This is a genomic window from Streptomyces sp. NPDC016677 (assembly GCF_055562815.1).
On the sequence record NZ_JBVHEO010000001.1, the window covers coordinates 798,985 to 816,789 of the forward strand.

The following is a 17,805-nucleotide window of genomic DNA, read 5'->3' on the forward strand; positions in this document are numbered from 1 at the left end:
TACGACCCGACCGCCCGCCCTAAGCGGCCGCTCGTGCCTCCTCGACCGCCCGTACGAACCCGTCGGCGTCGTCGGCATGGCAGCGCACGACGCGTATCTCGCTGCGCTGCCCGAGGAAGCCGACGTGGACGACGGGCCGCTCCAGGAGCAGCGTGACCGAGGTCTGCGACCCCACGGCCAGGTCCAGCTCGCCGTCGGCCGGCGCGTGCGTCATGCGCAGCTCCCGCCGTACCGAGCCGATCAGCCCCAGCGGAATCCGCAGGTCGGCGTGGAGGGCCCGGCGGACGCGCAGGACGCCGGTGCCAAGATCGAGGACGTGCGGACGGACCACGGACGCCGCGTGCAGCCCGACGACGAACAGGACGGTGTACACGTCCAGGACGAGCACCACGTGGTGCGCCGCCGGCCAGTCCCGCAGCAGGACGGACATCCCCACGCTCTCCACCACGCACACGAACGCGACCCCGAACGCCATGGCCCCCTGGCCCCGCGTGTACCCGAAGACCCGTGCCGCGGCCGTCGCCCCGTGGGTCCGCCGCGCCACCCACAGCCCGAGGCTCGCCAGCAGCCGCAGCTCGTGCCGGACCAGAGCGCGAGCCACCCTCATGACCACCGCCCCCGCGAGGCGATCCGCAGCGCCTCCTGGACCGCCCGCGCCTGCGCGGGCGAGAAGTCCGCGTAGAGGGCACGCAGGAACCCGTGCCCGGTGTCGAGGACGTCGCCCTCCTCCGGCACCATCTCCGCCGGTACGCAGTCCGCCAGCGCCCGGCCCGCCTCCGCCACCTGGGGATCGTCGGGCTCCGCCTCCGCCAGCTCGTCGAGCAGGGCGTACGCCCGGTGGGCCCGCGCCACCGCCTCCGGCGACCCCAGCGCCCCGCGCAGCACGTTCACCATCCGCTCCCGCTCCTCCGGTGGGGCCACTGTCTCCAGCAGCGCGAGCACCTCCCGGTCCAGGGCGGCCATGGGTGAGCCCGACAGGGGCGGGGTGGCGGCGAACAGCGCGGCCAGCTCCGGCGAGACCGGCCCCTCGGCGGGCAGCTCCCCGCCGTCCAGCAGCCCCCGCAGCCGCGCCCGCCGCTCCCGGATCGCCGCCTCCTGCCGCGCCTGATCGGCGTCCAGCTCCTGGAGCACCTCGGTGAGGTCCTTCCCGGCGTCGTCGGCGAGCGTGTCGCGCACCTCGGCGAGCCCCAGCCCCAGCTCGGTCAGCCGCCGGACCCGGGCCAGCACGACGGCGTGCCGGAGCGTGTACGTCCGGTACCCGTTGGCCAGCCGCTCGGGTTCGGGCAGCAGGCCCTGGTGGTGGTAGTGCCGTACGGTCCGCGTGGTGACGCCGACGGCGTCGGCGAGTTCTCCGATCCGCATGGGATCAGTAGAAACGTTGACCTTGCGGCAAGGTCAAGGGGGCGGCGGATGTGTCACGATCGAGGGAACGGCTCCCGATCCCGTCGACAGGTGATCTTCCGATGTCCCACTCTGGCGAGCGACCGAAGGAGGGGCGTGACATGACCGCCATGGCCCACGAACCGCTCACGCAGGCGGACGTCCTGCTGGAGGGGTTCCTCGCCCTCGACACTCCGGAAGGCTTCCGGGCCGAGCTGATCGAGGGGGAGATCGTTGTGACACCGCCGCCGGACGGGGATCACGAGGATTACATCAATCTCATCGTCAAGCAGGTGATCAGGAAGTCTCGGACCGACATGGATTTCTCGGGCAACAAGGGCTTGAAGCTGGAGAGCGGAGGCGCCTGCCCCAAGGACCACGCGATCCCGGACGGCACGTTCGCCCCGACCCGGCTGAGGCTCTACCAGGGTGCCGAACCCTGGATGCCCTGTGACGGCGTCGCCATGGTCCTGGAAGTCACCTCCACCAAGCCCCGGGCCGACCGCGAGGCCAAGCGCCGCTGCTACGCCCGCGGCGGCATCCCCCTCTACCTCCTCGTCGACCGGGAGACCTCGGCGGTCACGCTGTTCAGCGATCCGGAGCGGAACGACTACCGCGACCACCACACGCGCCCCCTCGGCAAGCCGCTCCCCCTCCCCGCCCCCTTCGCCTTCGACCTGGACACCGCGGACTTCCTCTGACGTCCGGCCCGGTAGCATGGTCCCCACGGCAGACGAGCCGGGCGGGCGGCCGCGTGGAGTCCCTCACGGGACTTCCCGAGGAACGTCCGGGCTCCACAGGGCAGGGTGATGGCTAACGGCCACCCGGGGTGACCCGCGGGACAGTGCCACAGAAAGCAGACCGCCCAGCGCTCAGGCGCTGGGTAAGGGTGAAACGGTGGTGTAAGAGACCACCAGTGCCCAGGGCGACCTGGGCAGCTAGGTAAACCCCACCCGGAGCAAGGTCAAGAAGGGGGCACCCCGGTGCCCCTGCGCGGATGTTCGAGGGCGGCCCGCCCGAGTCCGCGGGTAGACCGCTGGAGGCCGGCGGCAACGCCGGTCCTAGATGGATGGCCGTCACCGGACGGGTCCGCGAGGACCCTCCGGGACAGAACCCGGCGTACAGCCCGACTCGTCTGCCGCTACTGCGGCTTTGCCTGGGAAAGGGCCTCTGACCTGCGTCGGAGGCCCTTTCTCGTCTTCCGGGGGCTTGCCGCGTCAGGAGGCGGAAAGTCTTTCGGAAGGTCGTCGACCGAGCGGGTGGACACGCCGTGGAGGTATGCCTCCATGATCACCGCGTAAGGGGCCTGGTCGGTGCGCCGCCGGCGCTCCAGCAGGCTGGGGAAGAAGCTTCCGGCCCGCGGTTTCGGGATGGCGAGTTCCAGGTCGTCGGTCTGCGTGGTCACCGTCTTTTCGCGGTGCCCGTCGCGCCAGGTGGTGCGGGTGCCGGTGTGTTCGCCCCACTCGGCGCCGATCTTCGTGGGGGCCTCGGCCTCGATCAGTTCCTGCAGCAGCCTTTCGGCGGCTTCGCGGACGAGTTCAAGACCATCGGCCCGACGTACGCACTCAACCGCGGAGATCCCCTGCACCACACAGCGGGACGCCATCCTGAGACCCGCCAACAGTGTGTGCGAACGCGGCATTTTCGCCCGCGTGTCGCTGGGCGGGTGTGTCCAGGAACCGGGATCGAGGCCGATCGCGAAAGCCACTCGGTACGGCCGGGTGCGAAGGCGCCCGCCTTCGGACAGTCCTCGACCTGTGGCCGGCACTGTCGCAACGGCGGACGCGACCGCCTCAGATCCGGGTGCCGGTGCCTGACAGGGCGCCTTCGATCACATCGCGGAGCTGTGACCGGGCGGTGATGCCCAGCTTGGGGAACACCCGGTAGAGGTGCGAGCCGACCGTGCGGGGCGACAGAAAGAGCTTCTCTCCGATTTCGCGGTTCGTCAGGCCACGGGCGGCGAGTTGGACGATCTGTTGCTGCTGGGGGCTGAGTTCGGTGAAGGCACTGGGTACTACGCTGCTGGCGGCTTCGATGCCGGCGGCTCGCAGTTCTGCCTTCGCCCGCTCGATCCAGGGCCGCGCGCCGAGTCGTTGGAAGGTGTCGAGTGCCGTGATCAGCAGCGGGCGGGCCTCGGCGATGCGACGTTGTCTCCTGAGCCACTCGCCGTAGTCAAGCCGTGTCTGTGCCCGCTCGAACGGCCACTGCTCACCCGTGTCGTCCGCCAGCGCGGCCCGGAAGTACGGTTCCGCGTGCTCCGGCTCGGCGAGCAGAGCGCGGCCTCGGTCGAGCAGTGCGGTGACCCGTGCCGACATGCCCGTACCCAGGCGCCGTGCCGATCGCTCCAGCAGTTCGGCGGCGTCCTCCTGCCGGCCTCGGCGGACGGCCGCCGCGGCGAGCTCGGCCAGGACGGTGTAGGAGACATGGTAGTGAACCGGATCGCCGTCGTCGGTGAAGGCGGAGTGGAACTGGGCGAACGCGGTGTCGTAGTCGCCCTCGGCCACTGCCGCCAGGCCCAGGGCCCGGCGTGCGTAGACCGAGACGGAGCGGCTCTCCAGCGGGTCGACCAGGACCAGCGCCCGCTCGGCTTCCCGTCGCGCGTCGGCCGGCTCACCGAGCAGCGCGAGCACCGTCGCGTCGAGCACATGCGCACACGCCTCGGCGTGGTCCAGCCCTGCCACTGACGCCACCGCCGACACCTCAGCGGCCACCGAGCGGGCCTCAGCCCACCGCCCCTGTTCCAGATAGGTCCAGCCGACGGCACATCCCAGACCGTCCGGCAGCGAGCCATGGGCCTGCCACCGGTCGAACGCCTCGTCGAAGGTTCTGGCAGCCAGTGCGGTCTGATCGAGGATCCAGGCCACGATGGCGAGCGCGGTCAGACTGCCGGCGTCGTCCTTGGCCTCAGCGATCAGTCCGGGCAGCGCCGGGGCGAGAGAGGATCCCGCACCATAGGGGTCGGAGACGGCCAGCACCCAGGCGCGCAGGGCGCCCCTGTCGGTGGAGTCCGGCACAGCGGTGAACAGGCTTTCGATCTGTTGCCGCTGGGACTCCTCGCCCGAGTAATAGCGCACCACCGCGGCTGCGGCGAGCACGTCCAGCACCCGGGGCGAGTGGGCGGCCGCCGCCTCGTCGGCAATGCGCGTCAGCAGGGCGAAGGCCCCCGCATGGTGCCGGCGCAGTGTCATGAGCTGCCCGGTGGCGAGCAACGCCCTGCTGATCAGTGCCGGATCATCACTGCGCTCCCGAACCTCGGCGGCCAGGCGTTCCACCCAGCCGAGCTGACCGGTGAACACGGCCATGACGGCGGCCTCGGTCAGCAGCCGCGCCTGGTCCGCGCGGCTCGGGCTCAGCCCCGCGGCGCGCTCCAGAGCGACGGCGGCGGCCGCGTAGCCGCCCCGGCGCCGGGCCCGGTCGGCCGTCTGCCGCAGGGCGGCCGACACCTTCTCGTCGGGACGCGTGGTCGCGGCGGCGAGATGCCAGGCACGGCGGTCGGGCTCCTGGCTCAGCAGCTCGGCGAGGGCAAGATGCGCTTGCCTGCGCTCCTCGAAGGACGCTGCGTGGTAGACGGCCGAGCGAATGAGCGGGTGGCGGAAGGAGATCCGGAAGCCGTCCTGGCGTACGAGACCGGCCCGCTCCGCGGGTGCCCACGTCCTGTCGTCGACCTCGGGCAGTCCCCGACAGACAGTCGGCGCGTCCGTCGCGTCAGCGGTCGCGAGCAGCAGGAGGAATCGGCGAGTGGCTTCCGGCAGGAACTGCGCGTGCTGCGCGAAGATCCGCTCCAATCGGTCCGTGACGGGCAGCGGGCCCTCCACGCTGCCGCCATCGAGCTGCCGGGTCGCGGTGGCGCGGGCCAGTTCGACCAGGGCCAGCGGATTTCCCGCCGCCTCCTGCAGGATGCGCACGCGAGTGCGGCCAGTGGGTGGTGCCGGCTGCCGGTCGAGCAGCAGGTTCGCTGCCTCCCCGCTCAACGGACCGATGTCGAGACGGTCGTATCCCTTGTCGAACCCGGGCAGCGCGGCCGCGGCGCGCACGCCCACCAGCAGCGTGACGGGTTCACTGTCCATGCGCCGGGCCACGAAAGAGAGAATCTCCAACGATCCGTGGTCGATCCACTGGGCATCATCGATCACCACGAGCAGCGGCGCCGGTTCCGCCAGGTCCGACAGCAAGGTGAGAACCGCAAGGCCGACGAGCATGCCATCCGGGGCCTCGGCGCACTCGTCCAGACCCAGGACCGCCCGGAGCGCGGACTGCTGCCGCGGTGGCAGGCTGTCCAGCTCGTCGAGCACCGGGCGGAGCATCTGGTGAAGGCCCGCGAATCCAAGGTGCACCTCGGACTCGCTGCCGACAGCTCGCAGCACCCGGCTGCCCTCGCGTCGCGCGCGGTCGGCCGCGAAGTCGAGCAGCGCGCTCTTGCCGGCACCGGGGTCGCCCGTGAGGATCAACACCTCGCTGTGGGACCGGTCAGCGGCGACGCGCCGCATGATTTCCGCGGTCTCGGCTTCCCGGCCCACCATCGTCAGATCAAGATCGCGTGTCGAGCCCTGGCGCCCTCGCGGCCTTCCATCATTTTCCACGGATACTCCAGGAATTGAGATTGCTCCGATACTAGCGCGGGAGTAATTCGGTCCGGTTCGGGGGACAAGGAGCCGAGGCAATATGTGAACCCACCTTCAACGCATGCGCCTCCCGGGATATTCCGCCGGTCGACGTCTCCTCGCTACCACGACCCTCTCGTTCCCGTGCCACATGGCCGGCGGACCGCCAGGCTGACGCCGGCCACGGAAACGAGGGCCACCGGCGCGGCGGCGGGAGGTGGCGACGGGACGCGTGCGTCCTGCGGCTGTGGGCCCTGTCGCGATGCAGTCACGTGACGCATACCGGCGCTGCGCAACTCGGGACCAGAATCGTGTGCAAAGCCGTATACCCCCACTGCGAGAGGCGCTCATGGTCACCAAGGGCTCATGGCTCGCAGGGCTTGGGCTCCAGACTTCATGCGGTCGGCTCGTACGCCATTTCTGTGTCATCGACGGCGTGGGATGGACCGGCTGTGCGCCGGGTGGCGGAGTGAACCGGCCGAGTCGGGAACCGGCAGTGGGAGGAACACGCCTGGCAGGGATCTCGGGACCGGGGCAGAACATTCTCCGCAACCGTGACGGTCTGGTCGTCGGACACTCCGCGATTGCCTTACCGTGGTCCGGTCCATTGCCCATGAACGCCAGTAAGCGGCCAACTCTGCCGCGAATTCAACGGCGTTATCCCTCAGTCGAGTGACTGCTGCCGGCCGGCGCTTGCGGTGCGCACGACAGGGGATATCCGGCCGCGGCCCCGTGATGAGTGATTCCAGCGGAGTGCCGAAGCGGACAGCGTGATTCCTTCGCGTTCCCTGAGCCGGCGCGGTTTTTCGGGGTCCTGGCGGGCATCGGCGCAGCACAACCGCCGACAGCCTCATGATCAGCGGCTTTTGTCGGAGCCGGTCGGAGAGCTGCCTGACGCGTACCGGACGGATCGCCGAACGGCCGAGACCGGTGACGCGGCATCGGCCCGTCGAGGGCCTCCGGTGCCCCCTCCTCATAGCCACTCGGTTCGCCGAGGCGACGAAGGCCCTGGGCGGACACCACAGGGGTGTCGGCTCCACGCCGTCGGCCGGCGATTGCCGCGTCCGCTCAAGGAAGGAAGTACGGAGACGGTCATGGTGACAAGGAAGACCGCGTGGCTGTGGGACCGCTTCACCGCTGTCGACCCCGGGCTGATGCGTCTGGCCTCCGCCGTGCGCGCGGTCCTCGGCACCGCCGCGTCGCTGACTTTCCTGGCGGTCCTGGGGCAGTCCGACACAGCGCTGCTGGCCGGCGGGTTCACCGCGATGGCGACCTCGCTGGCCATCAGCGACCTGCATCCGCGCAACCAGCTGATCACGCTGGGCCTCGGGGCTCCGCTGTCCCTCGCGGCCCTGGCTGCCGGAGCCGCGCTGACGCCGTACCCGGTCGCTGCGGGGATCGCGTTCCTGTTGCTGATCTACGGTGCCGTCCACGCTCGACGGTACGGCGCCAGGGGGCAGGGCGCGGGCATCTTCGGCTTCATGGCCTTCTTCCTGGCGCAGTTCACCGAGGCACGAGTGGTCCAGTTGCCGCAGATGGCCGCGGGCGTACTCGTCGGATTCGGGTCCGTCGTGGTCGTTTGCTACTGCCCGGGATACCTGACGGCGTCGCGTGTTCTCGCCCGGCTGCAGCGTTCCTTCGACGGGCGGCTGCGCGACATCCTGCGGGACACGGCCGCCCTGCTCAGCGCCGGACAGGACGCCGGCAAGCTGAGTCTGTCGTTGGAGCGCCGCCTGGCCAGGCTGCACACGGCCGTACTCCTGATCGAGGATTTCCTCGGTGAGCGCGCGGTCGACAGGGCCACCGACGACCAGGTCCTGCGGCACGTCTCACGCGCGGAAGTGGCTGCCCAGCGGCTCGCCGTACTGGCGGTCCGCGCGGCCCGTACACCGCCGGCCGCCGACGATGCCGCGGAGCTGGCTGCACGGCACCGGCTCGCGACACGGATCCTGGTTCTCCGACACGAGTTCACCCCGGGGAGGGTTACCGCACGGGAAGACGCCCCGGCGATCCCGCCGGCCGCGTCGGCGCCACTGCGGGACTGCCTTGAGGGACTCGACGAACTGGCCGCGGCCGTGCGCCTTCTCGGTCCGCGCAGCAGCTCCCCGACGTCGACCGGGACGGCTCCGCCCGCGACACCGCGGACCCGGGCCTTCAGTGGCAGACGGGACCGCGAGGCGGACTCCGAGGGCCGCAGGCGCGGAACGACCCGGCAGGCCGTCCAGGTGACCGCCGCCTCCGCGCTGTCCGTCCTCGGCGGTCATCTGCTGTCCCCGGACCACTGGTACTGGGCGGTCGTGGCCACCTGGGTCGTGTTCATCAACACCGAGAGCACCGGTGAGGTCCTGCTGCAAAGCGTCCGCCGGCTGGTGGGAACAGTCGTCGGCGCGGTGTTCGGCCACGGCCTCGCGACCCTGGCCGGGCCGCACGGACCGCTGCTCCTGGCGCTGCTGCTGGTGTGCATGTTCGGAGTCTTCTACGCTCCGTCCAGCGCCTACTGGGTGGTGACGTTCTTCATCACCGGCGGGCTGAGCATGCTGCTGGCGTTGCTGGAAACCTTCTCCACGGACGCGCTCGTCCTGCGCGTGCAGGAGACCGCACTGGGAGTCTTCTGCGGCGTCCTTGCCACCGTGGTCGTGGCGCCCCTCACGGTCCGCCGGGCCAGCGACGAGGAACTGGTCCGCTTCCTGCTGGTCCTCAGGCGACTCCTGGACGCGACGACGCGAAGCCTGAGCACCGACACCACGCCAAGCCTGATACGCGCGACCCGTGATCTCGACCAGGCACTGGCGTCCTTCCGCAAGGCATGTCTGCCGCTCACTCACCCGCTCAATCCCCAGCGCGGCCGTCGTGATCGCGCCCGCCACCTGCTGGACTCGCTGGAAGCCGGGGCGTACCACGCACGGAGTCTGGCCGCCGTGGCCGGGCGCCTCCCGCAGGGTGACGACGTCGCATACACCGCCCGGGTCACCGTGGCGGCCGGCCGTGCCCAGGAGAGGGTGACGCACCTGATCCGCCTCGCGAGTCGTCAGCCGGACGCCGCCTCCCACCCGGCACGCCCCAAGGTCACCGGGGCACTGTCCCTGCTCTCCGGCGAACGGCGTATGGGTCACGGTCGACCGTCGCCGCAACGGCGCCTGCTGTCCCACCTCGACCGCCTCGACCTCACCTTGATCGCGATCGCTCAGGCATGGGACCCGCCCGCACCGGCCGCCGACGCCACCACGGCTCCGTCCGCGGGCGGCGAGTTTTCCCCGCCGACGAGCCCGGGACGAGCAGTCACCTCCTGAACGGGCTGGCGCCGGCCGGCGATGAACGGCAGGGTGTTCCCGCGCGCGCTCGGGCCCGGATCGTCGCACGGCTCCTCCGGTTCTCGCGTTCCGTCCGGATCAGCGCAGGGCCCGCCCCCTCCAGATGCAGTCACGTGACGCATACCGCGCCGCGCCCGGCACGACGCACCATGGCTGAGCAGGGCCGTCCACGGACACGTACCAGGCGGCCTGTTTCCTTCGGCGAGGACCCCACGGTCCGATGCCCGCAACGGGCCTCGGCGACGGGACCGCCCCGAAGCCGAAGACGCCGCGACCGCGGTCACGGCGTCTTCCATGCACGGCCCCGGCAGGGGCCCAGCACCCCTTACCCGTCATGCACACATGCTCATCCGTGTCCAGCCCGCACCTGTGGCCCGAGCACGCGGAATCGATCGAACTGGAGAGAACCGTGGACACCATCACCCTGGGGAACGTCACCGTGACCCGTGTCCGGGAGTACTACGGCCCTGTTGACATGACTCCCGAAGCATTCGTCCCGGACACCCCGGCCGAGGCGTGGGAGGAGCACCGTTCCTGGCTGGTTCCGCACTTCCTGGACGACAAGACCAACATCGTGAATACCGCGATCCAGACCTGGGTGCTGCGCAGCGAGGGCAGGACCATCCTGGTCGACACCGGCGTCGGCAACCACAAGGACCGGCCTTACGCACCGGTATGGAACCGCCTGAACACCGACTTCCTGGGCAACCTCGCCCGCGCCGGGGTCCGCCCCGAGGACGTCGACATCGTGATCAACACCCACCTGCACATCGACCACGTCGGCTGGAACACCTACCTCGACGGCCGGACCTGGGTACCGACGTTCCCCAACGCCACCTACCTGATGGCCAAGGCGGACTTCGACTACTGGAACCCCGCCAACGAGATCAAGACCATGCTCGGCCGCGGCAACCAGAACGTCTTCGAGGACAGCGTCGCCCCCGTGCACGCGGCCGGACTCACCCATCTCTGGGAGGGCAGCTACCAGATCGACGGCAACCTGCGCCTCGACCTCGCACCCGGCCACACCCCCGGCTCGTCCGTGCTGCGGCTGGAGTCCGGCTCCGACCGGGCCCTGTTCGTCGGCGACCTGATGCACAACCCGATCCAGATCCACGAGCCCGACGCCAACAGCTGTTTCTGCGAGGACCCCGCCGAAGCCCGTGCCACCCGCCACAAGCTCCTGGGCACGGCGGCCGACACCAACGCCCTCGTCTTCCCCGCGCACCTCGGTGGCCACGGCGCCGCCGAGGTCGTCCGCGAGGGGAACAAGTTCGCCATCAAGGGCTGGACGCCCTTCGCCCCGTACACCGAGCAGGTCTGAAGGCCCGCGGAAGGACACAAGCCATGAGCCACCACCCCGAACCCGTCGTGACCACCGCTCAAGGATCCGTCCGCGGTCTGCGCCAGGACGGCACCCTCACCTTTCTGAACATCCCGTACGCGGCACCGCCCAGCGGCGCCGGTCGCTTCGCACCTCCACAGCCGCATGCGCCGTGGGACGGCGTACGGGACGCCACCGCACCCGGACCGACCGCGCCACAGTCCGAACGCAAGCTCGGCAACGTGGAGATGACCCCTTACTTCGGCACGGGCTGGAGCCACGGCGACGACTACCTCACCGTCAACGTCTTCACGCCCGCCGTCGGCGGTGCCGCACTGCCGGTCATGGTGTTCGTCCACGGCGGCGGTTTCGTCGCCGGCTCGACCCGGTCCATGATGTACGACGGCTCCGCCTTCGCCCGGGACGGCGTCGTCCTCGTCACCCTCAACTACCGGCTCGGCATCGCCGGATTCCTCGACCTGCCCGGGGCGCCCGCCAACCGCGGCCTGCTCGACGTCGTCGCCGCACTGCGCTGGGTGCGCGAGCACATCGCCGCCTTCGGCGGCGACCCGCGCAACGTCACCCTCTTCGGCCAGTCGGCCGGGGCCACCATCGTCGGCGGCGTCCTCGCCACCTCCGAGGCCGCCGGCCTGTTCCGCCGGGCGATCGTCCAGAGCGGCAGCGGCCTGGGCGCGTTCACCACCGAGCAGGCCGCCCGCGTCACCGCGGCCGCGGCCGGGGCCCTGGGCATCGAACCCCACGTCGACGCCTTCGCGGGCATCTCCGACGAACGCCTGGTCGAGGCCGCCTCCCAGCTCGCGGGCATCGACCTGCGAACCGAGACCCACGGCGACCCACTGATCGGCCTCAGCCCCTTCAGCCTCGTCCTCGACACCCAACCCGCCGCATCCGTCGCCGCCGGCCTGAGCGCCGACGTCGACCTGCTCGTCGGCACGAATACCGAAGAGGGCAACCTCTACCTGGTCCCCGTCGGAAAGTACGCCACCTCGACCGCCGCCGACGTCGAGGACGCGGCGGCGCGCTCGCACCCGGATCCGGCGCAGCTCGTCGAAACGTACCGGAAGTCCCGCCCCGAGGCGTCCTTCGCCGAGCTGCGGTCCGCCATCATGGCCGACGCCCTGTTCGGCGCGGGCAGCCGCGCCCTGGCCGACGCCCATGCCGCCCACCCGCGGTCCGCCACCTACGCCTACGAGTTCGCCTGGCGCTCCCAGGCGCTGGACGGAGAACTGGGCGCCACCCACGCGGTCGAACTGCCCTTCGTCTTCGACCTCACGGACCGGCCCGAGCTGAACGGCCCCCATGCCCTGCTCGGCCCCGCCAAGCCCCCCGCGGGGCTCGCCACCCGCGTACACGAGACCTGGATCCGATTCGCCAGGACCGGCGACCCCGGCTGGGACCCGTACGACACCGAGCGCCGCGCCACCATGCACATCGACGCGGAGTGGACCCAGCTCGACGACCCGCGCAGCCAGGAACGACAGGCCTGGAGTTGACTCTCCGGCCCCTTCGCAAGGACAAACCATGACCAGAACCGTCATCGTCACCGAGAACGCGCCTTCCCTGCCGGCCCCGCTGTCCCAGGGCGTCCGCAAAGGCCCCGTCCTGCAGGTCTCCGGGCAGCTCCCCCTCGCCCCGGACACCGGCGAGGTCGTCGGCACGACGGTCGCCGAGCAGACCGCGCAGGTCCTGCGCAACGTCACCGCCGTCCTGAAGGCAGGTGGCGCCGGCATGCAGGACGTCGTGATGCTCCGCGTGTACCTCACCGACCCGGCCCACATGGCCGAGATGAACGAGGTGTACGCGGCAGCTGTCGGCGAGCCCTTCCCCGCCCGCACCACCGTCTACATGCAGCTGCCACCGGGACTGCTCGTCGAGATCGACGCCCTGGCCGTACTGGACGACTGATCACGATGGCCGGTCGCCTGACGAGGGCGTGCACGAACCTGCGGGTTCCGCCGGTGCACCTCCCCGACGCCCTGTGCACCCTGGTCGGGCGACCGGCACCGCCTCGCGGGCCGCATCCCGTGCGTCGCGTCCACGAGCTGCTCCTCCAGGTAGTGGGGTCGGTGCCGCCGGGCGTGCTGGAGCCGGGTGATGTGTGCGCGGCCACGGACGTGCGCGCGGGCCTGTTGCACGCCGAGATCCCGGCCCCGTCGGACACGGCCGTCCTCTGCATCCGGCGCATGGTCGACGACCTCGGGCCGGCCGAGCTGTGGGAATTGGCCCACGGCACAGCCATGACGCAAGACGATCTCTCGTGGGGTGCCGCCGCCGTCCTGGCGGAAGCCTGCCCCGGTGACGGAGACCCGCTCGACGAACTCGCCGCGCACACTCTCGCGCAGGAGGTTGCCGAACGGAACCCGTGCCACTGGGGCCGAGACCACACCGATGCGGTACGTGCCGCGCTGTACCGGATTCTGGCCGACCTCGCGGACGCCCTCTTGGAGGTGTCGGAGTCGACCCCACGCCCTTTGGAATGGACCGTTCACGACAACGGAGGGAGGTTCGCCAGCACCGCAGTGGGCGACAGGGTGATGTACGACGTGCTGGTACAGACGACGCAGAACGCTCTCCCGGCTGCGGCACCCATCTGGAATCACCCGTCACTGCCTGCCGAACGAGGCGCCTGGCAGTGGCGGATCACCAGCGGACCGGCTGAACGTACCTCCCACAGCTGTGCGCTCTTCCCCTCCGCACTCGCGGCACGGCACGCCGCCGAGTGCGCGATCACCGCACTCACCGCCGGCAGATGCGGTCTCTGAACCACCTCGGCCTGCGCCGGGCCGGTGCCGCACGGCCGACGTGCGTTCCCAGCCTTGTGCGAAGACCGGGGTTCGTCGGTGAATCGAGGTTCGGTACCTCGGGCCGTTCAGCGAGGATCCCGTGCGCACGGTGATGACGAGCTTGCCCGTGGTGCGGCCCGTCCAGGGAGACGAGCGCGCCGCCGGGGCGGAGCACGCTCACGGAACGGGTGGCGGTCGTCCCGCCGAGAGTGTCGAGGACGACGTCGTAGGGTTCTTCGGCGCCGGTGAAGTCCTCGGAGCGGTAGTCGACGCACCTGTCCGCGCCGAGTCCGCGCAGGAAGCCGTGCTTGGAGGCGCTCGCCGTCCCGGTGACGTGTGTGCCGCGCTCCTTGGCGATCTGTACGGCGAGATGGCCGACGCCGCCGGCCGCGGCGTGGATCAGTACGCGTTGCGGAAGATGCTCAGGGCGCGGTGCTTGAAGTCCGTGGGGTTGAGTCCGGTTGCGTGCACGGCGACGAGGATCTGCCCGGGGCCCGGGACGGGGCGGCGAAGCCCGGTCGGCCGCAGGCCCTCGGGGCCGCCGAGGGCCGTCTGGTGCTTCGCGGTGCTCGTGCACGCCGTGGTCGACGTCCTCGCCGTCGACGTTCTTGTACCGCCGCAGCGCCGGACAGATCTCGTCCTCGGCATCGGTGGACGACACGGGGACTCCCTGACGTGCGTGTGACGGTGGTACGACCTCGCGGACACGCGGGTTTCCGCGAGCGAGACGTACCGGCCGGTGAGTGCGGGTCAGTGCGGTCCGGTCGTGGGGGCGGACGGGCAGAAGCAGACCGTGACGGCCTTGCCGTGGGGGCAGGGACGCGCTTCCCAGCCGTCGGCCAGGGCGTCGACGAGGAACATGCCGCGCCCGCCGAGGCGGTCACGGCTGGGCTCGCGGGGTGTGGGCAGGGCGCTGTCGTCGTCGTGCACGGTGATGTGCAGGCACCGGCCGTCCCAGGTCATCACGAGGCGGGCCGCGGAGTGGGCGTGGAGATGGGCGTTGGTGACCAGTTCGGAGACGGTCAGCAGTACGTCGTCCACCGTCTGCGCGCGGCCGTGCGTCCAACCGAGGCTCTCCAGGTGCTCGCGCGCCCAGTCGCGTGCCGCCTTCGGCCCGGTGCTCATCGGGAGGGAGCGCGCCCAGCCCACCGCCCGCACTGACGACTCGTCCACTGTGGCTCCTTCCTGTCCGGGTCAGAACGGCATCCGGCCACGGGCCCGCCGGCCCGCCGACCCGCTGCGACCGACCGCCCTGGAACTGCTGCGGAAAGGCTTGCTGAGCGCACGGCCGAGGACGCCCGGCGCCTTGCCGCCGGTCCGTGACCCGACGTTGAGCGTGCGCTGGGTGCCGCGCTGCGGATGGTGGGACAGGCGTGGCAGGAGGAAGGCGAGAACGGCGAGAACGACGCACACGGCGACTATGCCGACGATCATCATGACGGAACTCCTCGCTCTGAGACGTGACTTCCGCGTGCCCTGAGGACGCGGAGCCATGCCGTGGAACGGGGTCGTGCCGGACGCCGTCGTGCGATCACCAGCTCGACCCCGGTGTGCGCCGCCGTGGTCAGGCGGGCTGGCCGATGGGCCGAATGGTCAGGGTGTTGAGGTCGACGCCCGCCGGTTGGCCGAGGGCGAAGCAGACGGCCTCGGCGACGGGCTGGGCGGACAGGGCGAAGGAGGGAACGCTGACGCCTTCCCAGAAGGGTGTGTCGATCATGCCGGGGTTGACGACGGTGACACCGATGCCGCGGGTCGTGGCGAGCAGACGCAGATTCTCGGCGAGTCCGGTGGTGGCCCACTTGGTGGCCGAGTAGAGATTGCCGGGAGAGTTCTTCAGCCCGGCGACGCTGCCGATGAGCACCAGCCGTCCGCCCGTGGCTTCCAGGTGCGGCAGGGCGGCATGGGCCAGCAGGGCGGGCCCGAGGACGTTGGTGAGAACCATCGGGGCCCACGACGCCGGGTCGCCGGCCCCGATGGAGTCGCCGGACATGAATCCGGCGTTGGCCACCGCCGCGTCGAGGGCGCCGAAACGCTCCACGGTGCGGGTGACGGCCGACTCGGTGGCCTGCCAGTCCGCCGCGTCCGCGACCAGGCCCAGCAGCCGGTCGGGGTGGCCGGCCTCGTCGAGGAAGGTCTTCAGTCTGCTCTCGTCGCGGCCGGTGACCACCACGCGGTGGCCGCGGTCGAGGAGCGACCGCGCGGTGCGGGCGCCGATACCGCTGGTCGCGCCGGTGATCAGTACGGTCTTGCTGGTCATGGTCATGCTCCTGAGGTGCGGAGGGGGGAGGCGAGCCGTTCGCCGACCTCATGGAACCGACGCCGCCGAAGGGGGACAAGGTCGTGTTCATGGGGGGCACAAGCACGACCCCCCTTGTCGGCGGGGCCATGACTAACCTGGGCGAATGGAATCTCCGCCCGAGAGCCGCGCCGGTGGTCCCACCGACAACCGCGCGGACATCCGCGGCTTCCTCACGAGCCGACGTGCCAAGCTCTCCCCGGAGCGGGTCGGACTGCCCACCAGCCGGCGCCGACGGGTGCCCGGACTACGGCGCGAGGAGGTCGCGGTCCTCGCCGGCGTGAGCACCGAGTGGTACACGCGCCTGGAGAAGGGCCACATCGGCGGTGTCTCCGAGGACGTGCTGGAAGCGGTCGCGCGGGCACTGCTCCTCGACGAGGACGAGCGCACCTATCTGCTCGATCTGGCCAGAGCGGCTCGCCCCGCCCGCCGCAGGCCGTACCGCCGCAAGGACGTCGAGATCCCGCCTTCCGTCCAGTGGATGGTGGACTCCATGACCATGGCACCCGCCTTCGTACGCACCGGCCGTCTGGACGTCGTCGCGAGCAACGCGCTGTGCAGGGCCCTGTACGCACCGATGTTCGCCAGCGACACCACCGGTGAGCGGGGCTGTGCCAACTTCCCCCGCTACTTCTTCCTCGACCCCGGCTCCCGCGACTTCTTCGTCGACTGGGAGGAGGGCGCGAGGGCCACGGTCGCGGTGCTCCGCGCCGAAGCCGGACGGGAACCCCACGACCGGGCCCTGCGCGAGCTCGTCGGTGAACTGTCCACGCTCAGCCCCGACTTCCGCACCATGTGGGCCAGCCACGACGTCCGAATCCGGCACGGAGGCGTCAAGCGGCTGGACCATCCCGAGGTCGGCCGTGTGGAGATGACCTTCCGCTCCCTGGATCTGCCCCTGCCGCAACGGGCCGTACACGACCTGATCATCTACACGGCCGAGCCGGGCACCCCCTGGGAGGACCGTCTCAAGGTCCTCGCCCGTACAAGACCTCTGCCACCCGCGGCTCAGCCGAACAGGGCCTGAAGATCCAGCTGCTCCCCGTTCTCCCCGAACAGCCCGTCCTCCTCGCTCAACCGGGCCAGCTTCTCCAGGGACGCCATGTCCACCTCCGCCGGCCAGGCCGGCAGGACCAGGTTCTCCCTGACCTCGGCGCTGATCTTCGTGTACTCCGTGAGGACCTGGCGGGCCTCGTCCGGGTGGGCCGTCGCGTAGCGCAGGGACTCGGTCATCGCCGCGCCGAAGTCCTCCACCAGCTCCGGGTTCTCCTGCTGGAGCCTCGTGGACGTGAAGTACGTCGCCACCGTCAGGGCCGGGTCGGTCTGCGCGAAGGGGGACGCGATCACGCGGGCGCCCTGGGCCTTGGCGATCGTCTGGGCCGGTTCGCCCATCCACGCCGCGTCCACCCGCCCGTCGGCCAGCGCGGCCGGCATCTGGTCGAACGGGATCTCGGCGAACTCCACCTCCGACGGGTCACCGCCGTCCGCGCGCACCGCCTCCCGCACCGTGGTGTCCCCGATGTTGCGCAGGGCGTTGACGGCGACGGTGCGGCCGGCCAGGTCCTTCGCCGACTTCACCGGGCTGTCCTTGGCGACCCCCACGCAGGTGACGTCCGCGCCCACCCTGCCGTTGGAGGCCGCGCCGTTGGCCACCGACTTCACCGGTACGCCCTTGACCTGGGCGATCATCAGTGACGTCGTGTTGCTGAAGCCGAACTGGAACTGCCCGCTCAGCACACTCGGGACGATCGCCGCGCCGCCCTGGGCCGCCACCGCCTCCACCTCGATGCCGCGGTCGCCGAAGAACCCCTTCTTCCGCCCCAGGTAGAGCGGGGCCACGTCGACGATCGGGATGATGCCGACCTTCACCCGGGTCGTCCCGCCGTCGGCGGCGGACGCCGGACCGTCCGGTCCCGAGCCCGGCGAACCGCACCCCGCCGCACCGGCCAGGGTGATCGCTGCTGCGGCAAGTCCGAGAACGCGCCTGATCATGGACCCTCCTCACGGTGGCACTGCGGATGGTGCGAACGGCGTGAGTGGTGCACTGCTTCGGCGACAGCAATCTATAGAGGCGGCCCCGCGCTGTCAG

14 protein-coding genes, 1 other RNA gene and 2 pseudogenes are annotated in these 17,805 nt (G+C 70.9%); 8 read left to right on the forward strand and 9 right to left on the reverse strand.

Going from position 1 to position 17,805, the window contains the following annotated elements; all coding sequences use genetic code 11:
- Positions 1-19: 19 nt before the first annotated feature.
- Positions 20-607, reverse strand: a complete 588-nt coding sequence (locus ACZ3IG_RS03495) for a hypothetical protein (RefSeq protein ID WP_467428565.1) — start codon at positions 605-607, stop codon at positions 20-22.
- Positions 604-1,362 (reverse strand): MerR family transcriptional regulator, encoded by a 759-nt coding sequence (locus tag ACZ3IG_RS03500; RefSeq protein ID WP_467428566.1) that lies wholly within the window; start codon positions 1,360-1,362, stop codon positions 604-606. The genes ACZ3IG_RS03495 and ACZ3IG_RS03500 overlap by 4 nt, the downstream gene beginning before the upstream one ends.
- 140 nt (positions 1,363-1,502) lie before the next feature.
- Between ACZ3IG_RS03500 and ACZ3IG_RS03505 the strand changes: the two genes are divergently transcribed.
- On the forward strand, positions 1,503-2,081 hold the full coding sequence (locus ACZ3IG_RS03505) for a Uma2 family endonuclease (RefSeq protein WP_467428567.1): 579 nt from the start codon (positions 1,503-1,505) through the stop codon (positions 2,079-2,081).
- A gap of 33 nt (positions 2,082-2,114) precedes the next feature.
- An RNA gene (gene rnpB / locus ACZ3IG_RS03510) (RNase P RNA component class A) lies at positions 2,115-2,518 on the forward strand.
- A 96-nt stretch (positions 2,519-2,614) separates the two neighbouring features.
- On the opposite strand, the pseudogene ACZ3IG_RS03515 reads toward rnpB, so the two are convergent.
- Both ACZ3IG_RS03515 and ACZ3IG_RS03520 read right to left on the reverse strand, forming a co-directional pair.
- A pseudogene (locus ACZ3IG_RS03515) lies at positions 2,615-2,986 on the reverse strand (transposase); the annotation flags it as partial.
- Positions 2,987-3,173: 187 nt separating this feature from the next.
- A complete protein-coding gene (locus ACZ3IG_RS03520; protein WP_467429181.1) occupies positions 3,174-5,900 on the reverse strand; it encodes a helix-turn-helix transcriptional regulator in 2,727 nt (908 codons plus the stop codon).
- A 1,175-nt stretch (positions 5,901-7,075) separates the two neighbouring features.
- On the opposite strand from ACZ3IG_RS03520, the gene ACZ3IG_RS03525 reads away from it, so the two are divergent.
- The 5 genes from ACZ3IG_RS03525 (at position 7,076) to ACZ3IG_RS03545 (ending at position 13,399) form a co-directional block, all read left to right on the forward strand.
- The gene (locus ACZ3IG_RS03525) at positions 7,076-9,271 is read left to right on the forward strand and encodes an FUSC family protein (protein WP_467428570.1); all 2,196 of its coding nucleotides are present in this window, start codon (positions 7,076-7,078) and stop codon (positions 9,269-9,271) included.
- A gap of 430 nt (positions 9,272-9,701) precedes the next feature.
- Positions 9,702-10,616 carry an MBL fold metallo-hydrolase gene (locus ACZ3IG_RS03530; RefSeq protein WP_467429183.1) on the forward strand — a complete coding sequence of 305 codons (915 nt, stop codon included), beginning with the start codon at positions 9,702-9,704 and terminating at the stop codon, positions 10,614-10,616.
- A 23-nt stretch (positions 10,617-10,639) separates the two neighbouring features.
- Positions 10,640-12,130: a carboxylesterase/lipase family protein gene (locus ACZ3IG_RS03535; RefSeq protein ID WP_467428571.1), complete on the forward strand. Its 1,491-nt coding sequence runs from the start codon at positions 10,640-10,642 to the stop codon at positions 12,128-12,130.
- A gap of 28 nt (positions 12,131-12,158) precedes the next feature.
- Positions 12,159-12,542, forward strand: coding sequence for a RidA family protein (locus ACZ3IG_RS03540; RefSeq protein ID WP_467428572.1), 384 nt, complete (start codon positions 12,159-12,161; stop codon positions 12,540-12,542).
- Positions 12,543-12,661: 119 nt separating this feature from the next.
- Positions 12,662-13,399 carry a hypothetical protein gene (locus tag ACZ3IG_RS03545; RefSeq protein ID WP_467428575.1) on the forward strand — a complete coding sequence of 246 codons (738 nt, stop codon included), beginning with the start codon at positions 12,662-12,664 and terminating at the stop codon, positions 13,397-13,399.
- A gap of 124 nt (positions 13,400-13,523) precedes the next feature.
- Here ACZ3IG_RS03545 and ACZ3IG_RS03550 read toward each other — a convergent pair.
- The 4 genes and pseudogenes from ACZ3IG_RS03550 to ACZ3IG_RS03565 form a co-directional block, all read right to left on the reverse strand.
- Positions 13,524-14,068 (reverse strand): annotated as a pseudogene (locus ACZ3IG_RS03550) (zinc-binding dehydrogenase); the annotation flags it as partial.
- A 102-nt stretch (positions 14,069-14,170) separates the two neighbouring features.
- A complete protein-coding gene (locus ACZ3IG_RS03555; protein WP_467428576.1) occupies positions 14,171-14,593 on the reverse strand; it encodes an ATP-binding protein in 423 nt (140 codons plus the stop codon).
- 21 nt (positions 14,594-14,614) lie between these two features.
- Entirely contained in the window at positions 14,615-14,857 is a 243-nt protein-coding gene (locus ACZ3IG_RS03560) for a DUF6411 family protein (RefSeq protein ID WP_215168729.1), read from the reverse strand.
- Between the two features lie 127 nt (positions 14,858-14,984).
- Positions 14,985-15,677, reverse strand: coding sequence for an SDR family oxidoreductase (locus tag ACZ3IG_RS03565; protein WP_467428580.1), 693 nt, complete (start codon positions 15,675-15,677; stop codon positions 14,985-14,987).
- Between the two features lie 145 nt (positions 15,678-15,822).
- Here ACZ3IG_RS03565 and ACZ3IG_RS03570 point away from each other — a divergent pair, with 145 nt between their 5' ends.
- Complete coding sequence (locus ACZ3IG_RS03570; protein ID WP_467428581.1) at positions 15,823-16,743, forward strand: helix-turn-helix transcriptional regulator; 921 nt, start codon at positions 15,823-15,825, stop codon at positions 16,741-16,743.
- Here the strand turns inward: ACZ3IG_RS03570 and ACZ3IG_RS03575 are convergent.
- Entirely contained in the window at positions 16,725-17,708 is a 984-nt protein-coding gene (locus ACZ3IG_RS03575; protein WP_467428582.1) for an ABC transporter substrate-binding protein, read from the reverse strand. The two genes, ACZ3IG_RS03570 and ACZ3IG_RS03575, sit on opposite strands and share 19 nt — an antisense overlap.
- Positions 17,709-17,805: the final 97 nt, after the last annotated feature.